At 52.1% G+C, this 16,641-nt stretch carries 18 protein-coding genes; 6 read left to right on the top strand and 12 right to left on the bottom strand.

All coding sequences use genetic code 11. The annotated features are described in order from the left end of the window. Positions 1–25: 25 nt before the first annotated feature. Positions 26–955 (bottom strand): metallophosphoesterase, encoded by a 930-nt coding sequence (locus tag QPL96_RS02310; protein WP_303285314.1) that lies wholly within the window; start codon positions 953–955, stop codon positions 26–28. A 289-nt stretch (positions 956–1,244) separates the two neighbouring features. Here QPL96_RS02310 and QPL96_RS02315 point away from each other — a divergent pair, with 289 nt between their 5' ends. Genes QPL96_RS02315 through QPL96_RS02320 form a run of 3 tightly spaced genes read left to right on the top strand, consistent with a single transcriptional unit; the run spans position 1,245 to position 1,990 of the window. Then, positions 1,245–1,589: a hypothetical protein gene (locus tag QPL96_RS02315; protein WP_303285315.1), complete on the top strand. Its 345-nt coding sequence runs from the start codon at positions 1,245–1,247 to the stop codon at positions 1,587–1,589. 57 nt (positions 1,590–1,646) lie between these two features. Next, positions 1,647–1,811 carry an SLOG family protein gene (locus tag QPL96_RS19405; RefSeq protein ID WP_368388894.1) on the top strand — a complete coding sequence of 55 codons (165 nt, stop codon included), beginning with the start codon at positions 1,647–1,649 and terminating at the stop codon, positions 1,809–1,811. After that, on the top strand, positions 1,808–1,990 hold the full coding sequence (locus tag QPL96_RS02320; RefSeq protein ID WP_303285316.1) for a hypothetical protein: 183 nt from the start codon (positions 1,808–1,810) through the stop codon (positions 1,988–1,990). The genes QPL96_RS19405 and QPL96_RS02320 overlap by 4 nt, the downstream gene beginning before the upstream one ends. A 1-nt stretch (position 1,991) precedes the next feature. On the opposite strand, the gene QPL96_RS02325 is transcribed toward QPL96_RS02320, so the two are convergent. Beyond that, positions 1,992–2,999, bottom strand: a complete 1,008-nt coding sequence (locus QPL96_RS02325) for a YafY family protein (protein WP_303285318.1) — start codon at positions 2,997–2,999, stop codon at positions 1,992–1,994. Positions 3,000–3,059: 60 nt separating this feature from the next. On the opposite strand from QPL96_RS02325, the gene QPL96_RS02330 reads away from it, so the two are divergent. Further along, complete coding sequence (locus QPL96_RS02330) at positions 3,060–3,518, top strand: hypothetical protein (RefSeq protein ID WP_303285320.1); 459 nt, start codon at positions 3,060–3,062, stop codon at positions 3,516–3,518. Beyond that, entirely contained in the window at positions 3,518–3,697 is a 180-nt protein-coding gene (locus QPL96_RS02335; RefSeq protein WP_303285321.1) for a hypothetical protein, read from the top strand. Before QPL96_RS02330 ends, QPL96_RS02335 begins: the two co-directional genes overlap by 1 nt. 6 nt (positions 3,698–3,703) lie before the next feature. Here QPL96_RS02335 and QPL96_RS02340 read toward each other — a convergent pair whose 3' ends face one another. Further along, a complete protein-coding gene (locus tag QPL96_RS02340) occupies positions 3,704–4,372 on the bottom strand; it encodes an SOS response-associated peptidase (RefSeq protein WP_303285322.1) in 669 nt (222 codons plus the stop codon). Positions 4,373–4,490: 118 nt separating this feature from the next. Between QPL96_RS02340 and QPL96_RS02345 the strand changes: the two genes are divergently transcribed. Continuing rightward, positions 4,491–5,642: a PcfJ domain-containing protein gene (locus QPL96_RS02345; RefSeq protein ID WP_303285324.1), complete on the top strand. Its 1,152-nt coding sequence runs from the start codon at positions 4,491–4,493 to the stop codon at positions 5,640–5,642. 139 nt (positions 5,643–5,781) lie between these two features. Here QPL96_RS02345 and QPL96_RS02350 read toward each other — a convergent pair whose 3' ends face one another. The 9 genes from QPL96_RS02350 to QPL96_RS02390 all read right to left on the bottom strand — a co-directional run bounded on the left by QPL96_RS02350 (position 5,782) and on the right by QPL96_RS02390 (position 16,570). After that, positions 5,782–6,114 (bottom strand): hypothetical protein, encoded by a 333-nt coding sequence (locus tag QPL96_RS02350; protein WP_303285325.1) that lies wholly within the window; start codon positions 6,112–6,114, stop codon positions 5,782–5,784. 561 nt (positions 6,115–6,675) lie between these two features. After that, a complete protein-coding gene (locus QPL96_RS02355) occupies positions 6,676–7,743 on the bottom strand; it encodes a hypothetical protein (protein ID WP_303285327.1) in 1,068 nt (355 codons plus the stop codon). Positions 7,744–8,034: 291 nt separating this feature from the next. Beyond that, positions 8,035–8,601: a tyrosine-type recombinase/integrase gene (locus tag QPL96_RS02360; protein WP_303285329.1), complete on the bottom strand. Its 567-nt coding sequence runs from the start codon at positions 8,599–8,601 to the stop codon at positions 8,035–8,037. Between the two features lie 57 nt (positions 8,602–8,658). Beyond that, on the bottom strand, positions 8,659–9,111 hold the full coding sequence (locus tag QPL96_RS02365) for a hypothetical protein (RefSeq protein WP_303285330.1): 453 nt from the start codon (positions 9,109–9,111) through the stop codon (positions 8,659–8,661). Positions 9,112–9,166: 55 nt separating this feature from the next. Beyond that, positions 9,167–10,888, bottom strand: coding sequence for a bifunctional diguanylate cyclase/phosphodiesterase (locus tag QPL96_RS02370; protein WP_303285332.1), 1,722 nt, complete (start codon positions 10,886–10,888; stop codon positions 9,167–9,169). Further along, the gene (locus tag QPL96_RS02375) at positions 10,875–11,324 is read right to left on the bottom strand and encodes a response regulator (RefSeq protein ID WP_303285333.1); all 450 of its coding nucleotides are present in this window, start codon (positions 11,322–11,324) and stop codon (positions 10,875–10,877) included. Before QPL96_RS02375 ends, QPL96_RS02370 begins: the two co-directional genes overlap by 14 nt. A 15-nt stretch (positions 11,325–11,339) precedes the next feature. Next, positions 11,340–12,953: an ATP-binding protein gene (locus tag QPL96_RS02380; RefSeq protein WP_303285335.1), complete on the bottom strand. Its 1,614-nt coding sequence runs from the start codon at positions 12,951–12,953 to the stop codon at positions 11,340–11,342. A 687-nt stretch (positions 12,954–13,640) separates the two neighbouring features. Continuing rightward, on the bottom strand, positions 13,641–14,828 hold the full coding sequence (locus QPL96_RS02385) for a response regulator (RefSeq protein WP_303285337.1): 1,188 nt from the start codon (positions 14,826–14,828) through the stop codon (positions 13,641–13,643). A gap of 56 nt (positions 14,829–14,884) precedes the next feature. Next, positions 14,885–16,570, bottom strand: a complete 1,686-nt coding sequence (locus QPL96_RS02390) for a diguanylate cyclase (RefSeq protein ID WP_368388895.1) — start codon at positions 16,568–16,570, stop codon at positions 14,885–14,887. Between the last annotated feature and the right edge of the window lie 71 nt (positions 16,571–16,641).

Below are 16,641 nucleotides of genomic sequence, written 5' to 3' on the forward strand. Positions count from 1 at the left end.
GCAAAAAATTTTTATAATCTACGCCTTACTGTTCCTGGACCCAGGTAAAACACTTTGCTTTCAACCTTTGTGCTCCATCGAACCGATATGCGCACAATTTTCCGCCGGGCCCACCGGCAACGCTGTAATCCAGGCAAGCAATGCGCTCATTCAATGGAGCCGGCTCCCCTTTCATCCAGTAATGCCCCACAAACAGCGGCTTCTCACCGTCGTAACCAGGTAAAACATGAGAAGCTACTGGCTCATGGGGAATTTTATCGATGACCTCTTCCGGTACCATGGCAAGATCGCGATAGGTCAGCTCACCCTCGCGCCACCATTCAGTGCGGATGTTGGTTCGCTTATTCTTATCTTTGTCGAAGAAGTGATGGTCGCCCGGAAGCGGAATCTCCAACCCTTTGAGAAGAGTTTCAATCCCCTCATAGGCCTCTGAGCCCTTTCGGCTTGCCTCCTCCCAGGTGCCAGGAAGTAACCGGTTTTCTTTATTGGTGTACTTGGCTATGGCCGCAAGATGCTCTGGGTGCCAACAGGCATGTACTACTCGAAATTCCGGCAAGTCCAGGTACACCGGCAAAGTTTTGAACCACTCAATCATACTGTGGTGCAGTTCGCTCCCCTCTCCTACTTGCTCCAGAAAGGCTCTGTGCTGCTTCAGGTTTTTTTCGATATGGGGACGAAGATGTTCACCAGGGTTTTGCGGGTCTTCCGTAGCCCAGGCTACTGCGTTGAATTCGTGGTTGCCCATCACCGCCAGAGCGTGGCCCTTCTCGACCATGTTTCGGGCAATGGTGACGGTTTCTACCTGTTCCGGGCCGCGGTCTACAAAGTCACCCAGGAAAATAACCGTGCGCTCGGGGTGCTGCCACACGCCATCTTTTTCACGGTAATCCATCTTGGTGAGGAGGGCTTTGAGTTCAGTGGCGTGGCCGTGAATATCGCCGATCAGGTCGTACATCTTTCGTCCTTGCTTGGTATATCTCTCTGCGCAGCCGGTCCGCCAAGTTCAGAAAAGTTAGGCTGCGTTGCATTCCGAGTATAAGCAATACTGCGTGAAGTTGGAGCGAATTCCAACAAACGTAACTATTGTTTACATGTTGCAAAGTATTTTTCGCCGATCACGTTACCTTTCGGCTCGTCCAGGTATAGAACCTTGATCGCTCGCTATTCTTACGGGATCACTGCGACAGTGAATGTCGCATCCCTATTCTAGAATTATCGGAGCTGAACTGAACAGGGAGAAAACGATGAATCGTGCCGAAAAAGAAATGCTCAAGAAGCGCATCGCAGAACGCAAGGGTTTATCCGAGGAGGAGTGCCGAAAGCTGGATGAGCTCAACAAGCAGGTCCACGATGTACACTACGAACTCTTCCCGGAAGAATACGATGCCATGATGGACTCCATCGCAGACGCCAACGACCGTCGCCGCGGTATTAATCCCATGAGCGTGGACTACACCGAGAAGGTAAACGCCCGACGGAAAGAGCGCGGGGTGCCACCGCTGGGAGCTAACGGATTGCCTGCCGACGATTCCAGCTGGGATGTTGCCCGGGAAGAAGCGTTGCGGAGAGCTAACGCTAAGGCGACATAATTTGTCGCCACTACACCTTAAGCTTTCGCACCAATACACAAGCCTGTGGATCTCGCTATGCGCAAAGTCGCCGTTATTGGTTCTCGCCACTTTACTGACTACGACCGCCTGGAGCGTGTACTCCAACCCTGGTTGCCTGCACACATCATCTCTGGCGGCGCAAAAGGCGCGGATGCCCTAGCGGAGCAACTGCCCGCGAACATGAGCTGCCTATTACCGTGATCAAACCCGACTGGAAACAATACGGCCGTGGGGCCGGCCCGATTCGTAACCGTACCATTGTCGATACGGCTGATTTGGTGATCGCCTTCTGGGATGGCAAATCCCGAGGTACCGCGTCCGCCCTGAACTATGCGCGGGCCAAAGGTAAAACGGTGATTATTGAATCCTTGGGGGAATGACTCATGCGTTACCGATCCTTCGCGTCCGCTTTAGACCCTGCTTGAGCGTGTCTTCAATCTCTTCCCGCAACCACGCCGGTTCCAGAATATCGCAATGCACCGCCTGAGCGGTAAGCCACCAGCGCAAGTCCTGGGTGTCGCCCACGGTGACGGCCATTTCGAAGGTCTTGTCATCAATCTCGGTGGTGATCTGATCAAATCCCAGTGGGGATTCGATCAGGTGGTTCAGCACCGGTTTGTCGCAGCGTAACTTCAGATACACCGGCTCATCGGATTTCAGAATGCCCATGGCACCGGAGTGGATGTATAAATCCAGATTAAAATCTTCCGGGCGGTCGATGAGCTCTTCCACTACTTCACCGGCCGTCGCCCTGTGCAGCACCAGCTGGCGAACCCCTTCCCTGCCGTCGATGGTACCAATCAGGTACACATTCGGATCCCGGAAGATGAGCCCGAACGGATGTACCACAATCTCTTCCGGATCCGGCCAGCTGCGGGCCTGGTAGGTGAGTTTGCACTGGTATTCCCGGAGCAAGGCTTCGGTGACCGCTTCCAGAACATCGGCATCAACAGGCGGGCGCGCACCTCCCAACCCCCGATTGATTACTCTGACCCGGTCTGGCCATTGGCCCAGGGGGTTCTTTTCACGCAACAGCGTGCGGTGGGCTTCATCGAAGTGGGGCTTCAGGTGGGACAGCGCCCTTGGCGGCAGCATGGGTGAGAGGTAGGCCTTCGCCAGTTCAAAGGTCAGGGCTGCCGGCAGATCAAGCGCCGGTATGATGTCCATGGTGGCATTACGGTCAAACGACCAGCGGTAAGGCCGGGAGTTTTCATCAACCAATAGAGGGAAATCCGCACTCAGCTTTTCCAGATCCCGCTGGATCGAGCGCATGGTTACCGAAAACCCCTGCTCTTCCAGGCGGCTCGCCAGTTCGGTGGTGGTGATGGATCTTGGGTACCGGGGCACCATCCGGAGCATGGTGAGGTAGCGAACGGCCGTGTTGGACATAACTGGATCCTTGTCTTTTCTCGAAGTCGACAACTAAGCGACACAATCTGACGCTATATCATGCTAGATTCTTGTACTGGCCAAGTAAAGCCACTGGCCAATTTTGCCAACGACACAAGGAGCCCTGCCCTGAACAAACACAATTTTGCCTCCCTCCTGCTAGAACATGGGTTTACCCCAAAAACCTACGATTTCGACTCCACCATGCTGGGGTTCCAGCACGACATCTTTAACGCCCTGATCCACAACGACCCGGTGTTCAGCGAGCAATCGTTCATTCGCGAGCAGCTCGATTGCCCCGATGCCCTCTTGCGCTGTGAGCTCGTCACCCAGTCAGAGAATCTTTCCGCAGCCGTTCAGCACTTCTATGCCCGATGGTTTGAGGAGCTTCGCTATGAGAATCCGGTGTTGGAGTTGCTCAATCTGGAGATGCACAAAGATACCGCCAGCATTCACGTGCTGACCATCAGCAAAGCCAATGCGATGACGTTTGTCTTTACCATCCAACGAGGTGCGTGATGATTCTGATTTTAGCTGCGCTGTGTGTGGTGCTCTGGGTTGTGGTGTCGATGCTGTGCATCAGCTATTTCAATGACCACGGTGTCGGCTGGGAGGAATGGGAATCCTTCCCGGTGTGGTTAAAGATTCCGATCCTGGTGGTTGCGCCGGTGTTTTTTATTTCCTGGTGGGTTCGCTAAAAACAGCTAACCATCGGCAGAGATAACCTCCACACCGCCTACCGGCTCCAAGTTATGAGTACTCCGCACCGGCTCGCACACCAACGGTGCAGAAATATGCGTTCGCATCAGCCCCCGAAACGCATCCGTCTCGTGAAGTTCTGGATCCAGCCACAGATCAAACTCCTCTGGCCGCAGCATCAGCGGAATGCTTTTCGGGTGGATATGGCTGAACCTCGGGTGCGGCGGCAGTGTGATGACGGTGAAGGAATTCACCTGCTCGTCCCCGAAATGCCAGGATTGCCAGAGCCCCGCCAGTGCTGTGGCTTCATTCTGCGGGTGAATGTTGTAGACCTGCTTACCTTTCCATTCGTGAAATGCGCTGACTGGAATAATGCAACGCTTGGTCGGATACACCTTTTTCCATAACGGACTGCTGGTCAGCCGATCGCTGCGGGCATTGAAGGTGTGGAATTTCGGGTTGGGCCGGAAACCATAGCCGTTTGGGTTTGGCTCGATCAATAGCGACCAGATCCCTGGCAGCAGATACCGGTCATCCGCCGCTTCTATGACAAACTCGCCGATACCGCCCGGTGGGACGTTGTGCTGGGGTCCGGGTGCAATGCCAGACAGCTCCAGTTGTTCCATCAGCGTTTGGACTTCCGGAGAGTCGGTCACGTTGTACCGTCCGCACATAGCTGTATCCTTGGCCGTTCTTTCCGAGGCAGTGTAGTCAAAGTTTTACGGCTTAGGCGACCCACACTGTCGTATCGCTGGATTATCCTGCCTGAAGATCGTCGAAGAGCTTGATTGTATGACCAGCACCACCACCGTTTACGACCTGAGCCAGATACTCAATTACCCGATCCGGGTTGAGGTTAATCGTTGGGATTCAGAGCATCCCCTGCGTTGGGCCAGCTACAACGATGAAGGTCAGATTGCCTCGGGCCAGTTCCTGGAGCCGCCCGGGTTGCCGCTGTTTACGCTGGAAGATGATAAAGGAAGGCGCCTGTGTGATGCTCTGCCGAAACCTGTATCGGCCGTCACTGCGTTGATGCCCGCCATGGACTTTGTGCTCGCACAGGCCTGTGCGGCTTCGGCAGCGGCTCGGGAATTGGCCGGGGACGCTCCTCTACTGTTTATCCTGGCGGTGGATCATGCGCGTGAACAGTCTTGGTCACTCGAGCGGTTTAACGCGTTTCTGGCCGGTAAACGCTCCGATATCCTTAAAGCCGTTGGGCTTCCGGGCAGCAGATCCCTCGTTCGATTAGTCCGTCGCCTGGCCTTGTCGCCTTTATTACCCTGGGAGCTGGAAGATATTCGCGCCGCACTTCAGAACCCCGAGTACTTAGCCTTGATGCGGCACCACCCTCACCTCCATGTGAACCACCTTCGTTTGCTGAATCGCGTTCGACAACCGTTGTGGCCCGGATTGCTGAATCTGGTGGACGAACACACCTCGGCAGTGGAGTTGTCCTGGCTATGCCGGATGATTCGGGATTCGCTCGCCATGGCCGGCGGTAACGAACAGGCCCTTGCAGCAATCCATTCCCGAGAAACCCTTCAGGACCAACATGACCGCTTGGTTGAACGTTTTAACCGGGCAAACAGCCGAAACTCCGAAGAGAAACGGCAAGACCTGGCGAAGGAGCTTTCTGAGGAGCACGGAGACTATCCGAAACCGCCCCTCGCCCCAATCGACGGTATAGAGCCGTTGGGTTCCTGGCTGGAGCTTCTGGAAGAAGGGGCAACCATGCGCCATTGCGTCGGCAGCTATGACGTGCCGGTCGCCCTCGGGGAAGTCTTCATTTACCGGATGGTCCACCCGGCGCGTTTAACCATATCGCTTGAGTATCAGAATAAAACGTGGGTGATCGGCGAGGTTCGCGGGGTGTGTAATTCAAGCCCGTCAGAGGGTGCTTTGGATTGGATTCGGCAGTGGGTGAATACTGGTCGAAGAAGTTAGGAAACACAGACCAGGTCTGCTGTGTGCAGACTGAGCGATGCGAAGAAAGGTCGCAAAGCGGACATTTGGAACTTTTAATAGGTCGCCATTTGAAGCCAGGCGCTGTCACGTTCGGTTTGGAGGGTCCAAGTGGAGTTAATTACTGGATTTGGAAAGTGCAGTTACCGTCGGTTGTAGCGTGTTTGATGAACGGTTTTGATTCTCTTCGCACGAATGCGTCTATATATTTTGATGGGAGGGCTTCGAGGTTAGCCGGGCAACTTCCGTGTTCATCCTTATAGCTGTGGGCCGCCGCCGACAATTCCACAGTCGCATTCAAGACCATCGTTCTTTGACGCGAGCTTTCGATACGGTTTCTTAGCTCTTTTGTCTCTTGTTCCTTCTGGTATGACTGAACGCCATTATAGAAAAATGGGGCTGCAAAAATAGCGATTGTAATGATCAGAGCTGCGGCGACGATGGTCTTCTTCAATTGAGTTCCCTTTCGGTTGGATACTATCCTTAGGCACGAATTATCAGGTTAAACCCGCTAAAAAAACGTGAACATATTCATAGTCTTGCAATAAACGGCTTGTGGGGCTGTGCACCTCTCCATCCAGGCTTTGGCCCCAAACTCCAGCTGAGCAAAAAAACTGTCTAAGATACGGAATTGACCCTGAGCCCGAATTAGGTCCACCCAGAGTTGGAAAAATCCGGCGCCTGACACATAGCAGGTTGCACTTTTCCACTATTTCACCCAGCCCGTTCCCTCATAATCTGTGCGTTCGGGTTGCAAAACGAACATTCAGGGCGGTAAATCTAGGCCATGGACCAGAGCTCTATTTTGGGGGTTTGGGGCGCCACGCTTAGCCGGGAAATCCAGATTGCTCAGAGCTTTTAATTGGCTGCGCCGGCCATCGTGGAGCTCGAAAACTGGTCCTCTCTGATGACAAACAGCTTATATTGACGGCTTTGCGAGGAGCTTCAGCATTATATAAGCACTAGATGCTGTCGCGGAATCGGCATCTTAAACCCGATAGAGACCTCAACCTGATCATTCACAGCGCTGCCAGTTTGCCGGGTAGTCCCATATAATGGAGGGTTCGAACCCTGCCGGACGTGAGTACGTGGCATCTTTAAAATACGAATTAGCAACGCGAATCTGAACTTTGCTCTCCGCAATCCTTTCAACGTATCCAACGTACACAACCCCAGACCTTCCCTCTTCCACCCGACAAATCCTAGCCCCAATTTCCCTCACGCCATCAATCTTTTTCTGACGGATAGAGGCGATCTGGGCTTGTAAGTCATTTCTGGCTCTCTCGACGTTTTCAATACGCGATTGAGTTTGTCGGCGAACATTATGTTCGTCCTTGCTCAACGCCGCTAAAACGCCTGGGCCAGCTACTCGCATGACCTCTTCGTAGACCTTCTTTGCTTTCGGGCCACTCCCAAGGTTTGATTTCGCTCGTTTTGCACTGAAGAGCGTTGGTTCATATCCGTACTCGAGAAGAAGAAGACCAACATCTTCGCCATGGATGATCGTGGTACCGTCCGCATTTTGGAGGGAACGCCCCAAAGAGTCGGTGAAAATATCGAACTCATACGAGCCTCGCCCTCTTCGCCAACTAGGATTTGCGCCGTTCTCCAGCAATAGTTCCATCATCTCCAGTTTCTTTCTCGAAGAACGGGACGAGGCCTCGGCCAGCGGTGTAGTGAATCTTTCCTTCCCACTTTCAGCTCTAGAACCAAATAATTCTGTACTTGAAAAAATTCGATTGACGTTCGCCCCTGCTTTGATTGCCTCTTGCATTCCCTCAAGATCGGCTGATGTTATAGCCGTATAGAGATGGAAATCCGGCCCAGAGGCTTGAAAGATTTTCTCCCATTGGGCTTCCGCTTGGCTGACCTGCTCTTCAGAAAGATATTTTTCCCTCTCGTAACGTCGGCAAATGGACGCATCGCCAAAATTCTTCGCGGACATGCACTTTTGGAAATAGCCGTCCCATTTCACCTGCTCGGGACTTGGACTGTTCGGCTTTTCTTGCATACTTTCTTGTCGAACAGACGAGCAACCTGAAATGAAAGCGACAACGATTACTAGAGCGAAAATGCGCACCATGGTTCTTCCTTGATCTCTCGGGTATGTATAAACCGTGATGTTAGCCAGAATCTCAAAACGTGTTGTGATAAGCGTCATGAACCAAGAAATTTGGCACGGTTTGACGCAAATGACGCGAGTCGGAAAGCCCAGGCACAATGGCATCGTTCAGCACCCCAGGATCAAGTTTTCGAGGTGGGAATGTTCGCTCCTGTTTACGACTGAAGGAGCCTGATCGAAACCCGAAGGTGATCATCGACCGGACCTGGCAGCGTCTGCAACATCCAGCGACCAATGAGCCAAGTTACGCATTTAGATCTCAATACTCTCAGCTATCTCCAGAGCATCCTCGACTTCGACGCCAAGGTATCTCACGGTGCTCGACATGTTCGTGTGTCCCAGCAGCAACTGTACCGCTCGCAGATTTTTGGTCTTCTTGTAGATCAATGTAGCTTTGCTGCGTCTCATCGAATGGGTTGCGTAGACTGAAGGATCAAGTCCAATGCTGGTTATCCATTTTTTGACGAGACGGGCATATTGATGGGTAGTGATGTGGTCGAACTTTCTCATCCGACTCGGCCACAAATAATCCATACCCGAGAGTCCGCGCAATTCGATCCACGCTTCGACCGATTCGCGCGTCTTTTTCGTTATCTCAAATTGAACCGGTTGACTGGTTTTCTGCTGAGTGACTTGCGCCCGATCCAGAACCTCCCCGTTTCTGGAAATATCTCGAACCAAGAGCTTTACCAAATCGCAGGACCGGAGCTTGCAATCAATTGCCATGTTGAACATCGCCAGCTCTCGGATGTTCTTAGCAATCTCCAACCGAATACGGATAGCAACCGCAGCAGGCTTTCTGCCGTGGTTAATAAGCAAATCTGAACCGGCATGAACCCCGGTGGAGGTTCTCTGACGACCGCCACCGCTTTCACGCTAGAGCGGCTGGGGCGGGCGGGCAACGTCAAACCAATAGTCTTCCATGGTTTGCATTACCCTGACGAGTCCTTCGAATTTAAGCGGTAGCGACACTACCGAGGCGGCGCCGTTTTGGTAGGCCAGCGCTGTGTCAAAATTCCTTCCGGGGCGCGTAAAGTAAATTACAGGCACAACCTGCAACCGCTGGTCGCCTTTAATGGTTTTTAAGAGCTTGTTGGGACTGCATTCTCCAGCGCCGATCGCAAGCAATATCAGATTAGGGGCCTCCGCGTAGCCCGTATCGTGAAGCGCCTCCATTCGTTCTAATAGCTCTTCGCACTGCGTCATCACCTCCAGCTGGTGAGAGAGGCGATTGGATTGCAGTGCATCCAACAATTCCCGACGCTCCCAGTCAACCGTTGCGAGCAGCCAGATGATATAGCGCTTCTGGGATTTATGGATATGAGGCATGGGTAATCCTTACATCTTCATGCCGTCAGACTGCACAAACAGACCGCGTGTATCATTATTCGGCGTTTTTTTCATTGTGTTCAAGGGCAAATTTCAGGGCCTCTTTTTCGGGCAACGACGCACTCAGCAGAAAGCCCTGTCCGGCGATGCAACCGCGCTCTTTAAGGGCCGCCATTTGCGCCTGTGTTTCAATGCCTTCAGCAATCACGCTCAGTCCCAATGATTGCGCTATCATCACCACAGCTTTTGCAATGGCGGGTTCCGATAGCTCCTCCGACATGGCAGAGGACACAAAGCTCTTATCGATCTTTATTTTATCAATCGGGAAATCCTTCAAATACCGCAGTGATGAATAGCCGGTTCCGAAATCGTCGATGGCTATATTCATTCCCAGCGATTTCAGGCGTTTCAGGTCTCGTAAAGTTGCTCCCTGCTCTTCTGAGGTATCAAGAAAAACATCTTCTGTGAGTTCGAGTTCCAGGCGTGATGGGTCGATGCCCGAGGCCCGCAATTCTTCATTGCATCCCTCCACGAAGTCCGGCGTGCGAAGCTGCATGGGGGAAACATTGACGGCGATCGAAAAATTGTTATGCCCGGCTTTTTCCCACTTGGCCAGGATGTCGCAGGCTTTGGCCAAGACCCATCGGCCCACGGGTAGAATCAGGCCTGTTTTTTCAGCAACGGGGACAAATACACCGGGCGAAAGTAACTGACCGTCTTCCTGCCGCCATCGGATAAGCCCCTCAAAACCCGTGATCTGCTGATCTTCAAGACGCCACTGGGGTTGAAGGTGAAGTTCAAGTTGATCCTTTTCCAGTGCCTCCCGTAGGCCTTTCTCGATGCGAATGCTCTCTTCCAGCTGGGTTTGCAGATTGCCTGTAAAAAACTGGAATTGTCCGGCCCCTTTCCGCTTGGCTTCATAGAGGGCCATATCGGCTTTCTGCATCAGTTTAATGGGGGTATCCCCATTCTCCGGATAGACGGCGATGCCCACCGACGATGAAATCACCAAATGATTGCCATTGATGGCCGATGGCTGTGCCAGGCTGTGAATCAGTTTCTCCGCTACCAGGGCGGCATCGTCATAACTGGCGATATCATCCAGAAGAATGGTGAATTCGTCGCCGCCGATGCGTGCGATGAAATCAGAATCCCTGATCAATTTACGCAGGCGATCGGCTACAAGAATCAGTAGCAGGTCTCCGACCGGATGACCCAGGGTATCGTTAACTTCCTTGAACCGATCCAAATCCAGAAACATGACTGCCAGCTTGCTTTTGTGTCGGGCGGCCGTGGCCAGAGAGTGCTCTAGCAGTTCCTCAAAAATCTGTCGATTGCCCAGGCCGGTCAGGGCATCCTGCTTGATCAGTAGCTCCATCCGGTTTTCCGAACGCTTGTGTTCCACCGCGTGGCGAATGATGCGTTCAAGCAGGGGACTGGAAAGCTCCTCTTTGGGCAGGAAATCGGACGCACCCATGTGTATCACCTGGTCATCAATCTCAACATGACCGACACCGGTTAACACCACAATTGGCTGTACCAGACGGATCCGTCTGGCTTCATGCAGAAGCTGGTTTGCGGTTTCGGCACCGAGGAAGTAATCAAGCAGAAAGACATCGTACTCGTCGCTGAAGAAGGCTTCCCGGGCTGACTCGTAGTCGGATACATGGCTGACCTGAAAACGTGTTCGGGTCGCCCCTTTCAGCGTCTCCTCGATCAGGACATAGTCCGCGTAGTCGTCGTCAATCACGAGTATCCGTAGGTTATTTATGTTCACGAGGCAACTCGACAATGGAAAACCAATAGTTATTGAACGTCTTCATCAGCGATACCAGCTTATCGAAGTCCACGGGTTTACAGATGAAGGAGTTAGCGCCCAGATCGTAGCTACGAAAAACTTCCTCTTCCTGGGTAGATGTGGTCATGACAACCACAGGTATATGCTTGAGAGCCGGATCCTGCTGAATTTCTTCAAGGCATGTCCGGCCGTCTTTTTTCGGCATATTCAGGTCCAGCAGAATTATGCCGGGTTCCGGGTAAGTGGCAGCGTCTTCGAATGGCGGCTGGTTTCGGAGGTAGGCCATGAGTTGCACGCCATCCTCAACAAAGGATAGCGGATTGTTGAGGCGTCCCTCGCGGAGTGCCTCTTCGGTCAGCAGCCGATCCATAGCGTCGTCTTCGGCCATCAGTATCGGTATGGGTCTAGCGCTCATTGCATATACCTCATGTCATGCCACCTTCAGTGAGATCCGAAAGGTTGTCCCAACCCCTTCTTCGCTCTCAGCATCAATCACTCCATTGTGCCGCTCTACGATCTTGCGGCAAATCGCCAGCCCCATCCCGGTACCATCGTATTCGCTGCGCCCATGCAAACGCTTGAACACGTCGAAGATCTGCCCACTGTATTGCATATCAAAACCAATACCCGTGTCCTCGACGTACAAGTTAACGTAACCCGCTTCTCCCTCCTGGCTGTAGACTCGGATCTGAGGTGGTTCATTGGCTTTCCAGTATTTGAGGCTATTGCTGATCAGATTCTGGAATAATTGATGAAGTTGCACCTTATCCCCCATGATTGTAGGCAGAGGGCTTATAGTGATCGTGCCATTGCTGTCTTCCAGGGCCATCTGGAGATCCATTTCGACATTGCGAACAACCTCATTCAGGTCGACGGATTCGAACGGACGGCCTTTCGACGTAACCCGGCTATAATTAAGCAGGCTATCCAGTAGCGCTTCCATGCGTTGTGCTGAGTCCCGCATATAGCCGACAAATTCACGGCCCCGCTCGTTAAAATCACCGTAGCGGCCAGAAAGCAGTAGCTGTGAGAAAGACAAAAGTTTGCGCAGTGGCTCCCGCAGATCATGGGACGCGACGAAGGCGAATTGTTCGAGCTCCTCGTTGGAGCGCTTCAAAGCAGTGTTCTGGAGTTTCTGGCGCTCCTCCAGCCGTTTTCTTTCGGAAATGTCCGTCACCGTTACGATAATGGAACGATCCCCGGCGTCACCTACGGAACTCAGACCAAGTTCTATAGGTATGCGCTCACCATTCTTGCACGCTGCCATCGAATCCTGCCCGCCATCAAAAGTTTCGGGCGCTACCAGGAATGATGCTAACTCGGGTGCGCTGCCAAATTCGGGAATCACGTTTTCAATGGTTTTATCTATCAATTCATCCCGGGAATACCCCAAAAGGGACAGAGTCTTGGCATTGGCCAACTGAATAGCGCCGCCAGGTGCAACCAGGAGAATACCGTTGGGGCTGGATTCGAACAGGCTTCGAAACCGTTTCTCCGTTTGTCGCCGGAACTCAACTTCCTTTTCGAGGGCTTCTTTGGCATTGCTCAGTTCCCGAGTACGCTCAATAACGCGCCTTTCGAGATCTTCACGGGACTCACGCAACTCGGCTTCGGTTGTTTGGCGCAGCTTGATTTCTGACCTCAGGCTGGCATTGGACGCGGCCAGCTCTGATGGCTTCGGCAGCGCAGTGACTTTGGGTATTAGCGGCCAAATGAGTATCGCGGTCAGAACCGAAACAATCGCGGTCAATAACTTGACCAATCCAGACACATAATAGTCGCCATTCCATATGTTCCACACTGACAGCAAATGGGTGGCGCCGCAGGCGAAAATGAACATGGCGAAGAGGCTGAACATCCATCCATATTCCAGGTCGGGTCGTCGGCGCATGAGGCTCCATAACGCCACCGGGATGGAAAAATAGGCAAGAAAAATCAAACTGTCAGAGACAGCGTGCAGCAGTAGCAAGTCGGTTCGCCACAGATAGCAGTGGCCATGCCCGATGAAAGTGGCATCAAGCCAGCTAACAGAATCGCCTTCCATTGGAGAAACCTCTTCGCCAGGAGAAACGGGATCAGAGGGACATCTAAACCCAGATTAGAGCTCATCAGATAGCTTAGTACCTTATAGCTAGTTTTGGTAATTCTGCAAAGTTATGTCTTAGAAAGGTTTTTCGCCTCGTCATGTAGTAGGTTTTCATGAGAAAGCTCCTCTTCGGCGATCCTGAAGGTGGGCTTTCCATCACCCGCTTTGAGGGGCGGTGTCGTGGATTTGCGCCAGGCGTAAAACCGAGAAGTGCGCTCATTGGGTGACTACCCAGGCTCCTTTCACTAGCAAATCTCGGAGTGGTAAAAAGGTCCGCTTTCCGATAAACGTGCATCTTTACAGATGGCCGGCCAATGTTCGCTTTTGTTTAATCAAGCTCTCTACATATTTCATTCGGAGTCAAAGTATTACCTCGTGACTTTTAACGCGAAAACGAAGCGGAACGTCTCACCCAGGAAGCGATAGCCTCATAATCGATTGTCTGTGAAACTGCTCAGTGGTCATCTTGCTGCGTCGGTATAGGTGCTGATCCAAGCAGCCAAGCCGAACGGCATGATCCCTATACCTAGCTAAAGAATGTGCTTACCAAACTGCCGACGCTGAAAAACAATGCCCGCTAAGAGCTTTGCCCCATAACTGGCAGCCGGTCACATTTGGCGAGGTATGATGGGCTGCGCTTACTATTCAATCACTCTGCCACGAGTTATCCTCAGAAGTTTCTGCATTCGCATGCTTAAGTTGTTCTCGATCACATTCATTCAACCCGAGTCTACGCTGAAGACGCAAACACTCTTCGGTATCGCTCCCATCAGCCGCCATAAGCGCCGCCGTGCGCATCACAAGCAGCGACTTGCTGGTGGTCGCTTTCGGAAGAACATGTACAGCCCCGATGAGTTCCCTAAGTTGTATTGGCAGATGCCATTGGACCTTCAGACGGTTTCCGAAAATGGGAGCCCAGGCCCGCAACCCGCTTTCGATCTGATCATCAGAAATAGAGCAGTTTTGGTCAATTGCTTGTTGCATCACCTTTAGTACTGCCAGCTCACCTATACGGCTGAGCAGTCCAGCAACATGAATTTCCGAGGCGTCGATATCAACCCGCGTCGCAACAATTTGGGCGTTGTGGGCCACTTTTTCGGCGAGTTCTATAAACGTCTCGGCCTTCTCCACAAGACGCGGATGGCGCAAATGTCCAGATATATTCAAGGAAAGTGCCACAGCTTGCCGGAGCGCCATATCCACGCCCATGATTGCAATTGCATCACGCAAATTTCGGACGGGTTCACCAGTCTTTTTAAAAGATGCCCTGTTCGCAACATCCAGGAGACGAGAGATCAACGCCATTTCGTCATTCCAACGCTTAGCGAGTTGGGAAGGAGATAGATCCTGACGACGTTCCATTAGTTGGATGACATCCGCCGTACTAATCTCGCAAGGAAGCTGAATGACCCTATCCACTGAGGTTCGTAACCGTCGCTCCAGATCAATGAGCGGTTCCAGGTCAAAACCACCCTGCTTAACCAGTGCTCTCAGTCTGTCGTGCAGCAGCGACACATCGAATGGTTTCACTATGTAACTATTGATGCCATTTTGTGCAGCCTGACGCACAGAGTCGCGGTCCGACCGACTGGAAATCAAGATAATGGGTGTTTGTTTGTCTTTTTGGCGAATGGCTCTTGCAACGCCCAGGCCCAATCCGTCCGGCAGGCTCCACCCGGTAATCATCAAATCAACGCCGAATTTACTCCAATAATCTAGAGCACTTTCCACAGACCCGGTTACGAAGACAGTGGCACCAGAATACAGACCGCTTACAACCGTCTCCAGCAGATCTGCCATCATTACGTCGTGTTCCAGAATCAGAGCTTTCATTGGCGAATCCACCGGTGCAGTAAACACTTGGTCTATGACGCTAATCCAGAAAAAACTTAAGCGTCATAATCAGCTAAAACTATCGACAGGCGCTGCTGCTTTGCTCGGTACATAGCACAATCACTGATACTCATTAGAGTTTCAAGAGATTCTCCATGGTCGGGGTACAGCGCAACTCCGATACTGACCCCAATACAAAGATTTAGGCCATCAACTTCCAGTTGGTTGCCTATCGCCTCGGAAATACGAGCAGCAAAAGACTGATAATCGCTTTTCGTATCCAGTCCGAAAACTATGACAAAGAATTCATCACCACCGATTCTTGCGACCGTATCGGTCGAGCGCATAACGCCTGAGATTCTATCGGCAACTAGCTGGAGAACAGTATCTCCCACCGCATGACCATAACGATCATTTATTAGCTTGAAACCGTTTAAATCAAGATATAGACAGGCAAATGTATCGTTTTGACGTTCGGCTGTACTCATTGCCACTTCGAAGCGATCTTTCAACAGGAGCCGGTTCGGCAGCCCTGTCAGCGAATCATGGCCAGCATCGTGGCGCAGCTTCGCCTCTGTATCCTTTCGCTCACTGAAATCGCTAAGGATCATGGTGTACTGCGCCTCAGCAGCAATGCTCTGATTAACTTTGGTCATAGCCGCCCAGGTTGCCAGAGCACCACCATTGGCATCACGCAGCCACAGTTCCCCGCGCCAGCTGCCTGTGGATTCCAGCGTCGGCCAAATGGTGGATGCAAATAGCCCGTCTGAACGACTTTCCAGCGTAATGTCGTCCACACATCGCCCAATCCAAGCCGTCTTTTCATCGCAAACAATTCGTGAAAAGGTTTTGTTGGCGTCTCTGATTACACCCTCACAGTCGACAAGAATGATTGCCTCGCCACTGAAACGATAAACCGTCGACCAACGCTGTAACTGCCCCTCGCGCTCAATGTTTTCTGTAACATCGCTGAATGAAACAACTACGGCGGCTCTACAATCCCCGTTTCGAACGTCAGCAGGAACAGGTTTTGAATTGATCGAAATCCATCGTCGATTATTCCAGCGAGGGCTGTACACCCCCATCAATACCTGGCAACAGGACTTCCCGGTACGCATTGTCACCATCGCCGGATGTTCCTCAGCCGGGAAAGGTGTGCCGTCGGGATGTATCGCTTCCCAGCGCGAATCGCGCGGCTCGCGACCATTAAGTTCATCCTCATTTAATCCCAGAATATCCGCTGCCTGAAGGTTATGGGCGATGATGCGACCCTCAGAGTCATGGACGACGACTCCCTCTTCCAGACTCTCCATCGCGACCCGGTATAATGCCTCGCTTTCAGCGAGCGCGTCTTCAATTCGCTGCTGCTCAGTTACGTCTCGCGAAGTGGTGTGCAGTTCAACAACGTCGCCTTTATCGTTCGCAATTGGCTGGGTTAATGTCTCGAACCAAATGTATTCACCATCTGCTCTGCGGATCCGGTATCTAATTAGAATGTTTCCATCACCGGACACCGCTGGTTGATGTGTTTGGTTCCGAATTGACTCTGCGTCATCTGGATGGAACAGTTCATATGGATCGGTTCCGATAAGCTCCTCTGGCGAATAGCCAAGGATTCGCTCGGCTGAGGGGCTGACCCAAGAATAACGACCGTCCGGTGCATGAAGGGCAACTAGGTCACTCATGTTTTCCGCAAGACGCTCGAAAAGGCTTTTATTCGTAACCGTCATTGATCTGTGCATGATTCTTTTTTATTCATAGCTGATTCTTTACCGCAAAAGTGATAACTTCTGTGACGAGAGCCCACGGGCTC

The sequence above is a fragment of the Marinobacter sp. SS8-8 genome (assembly GCF_030540945.1).
In the GTDB taxonomy this organism is placed as follows: Bacteria; Pseudomonadota; Gammaproteobacteria; order Pseudomonadales; family Oleiphilaceae; genus Marinobacter.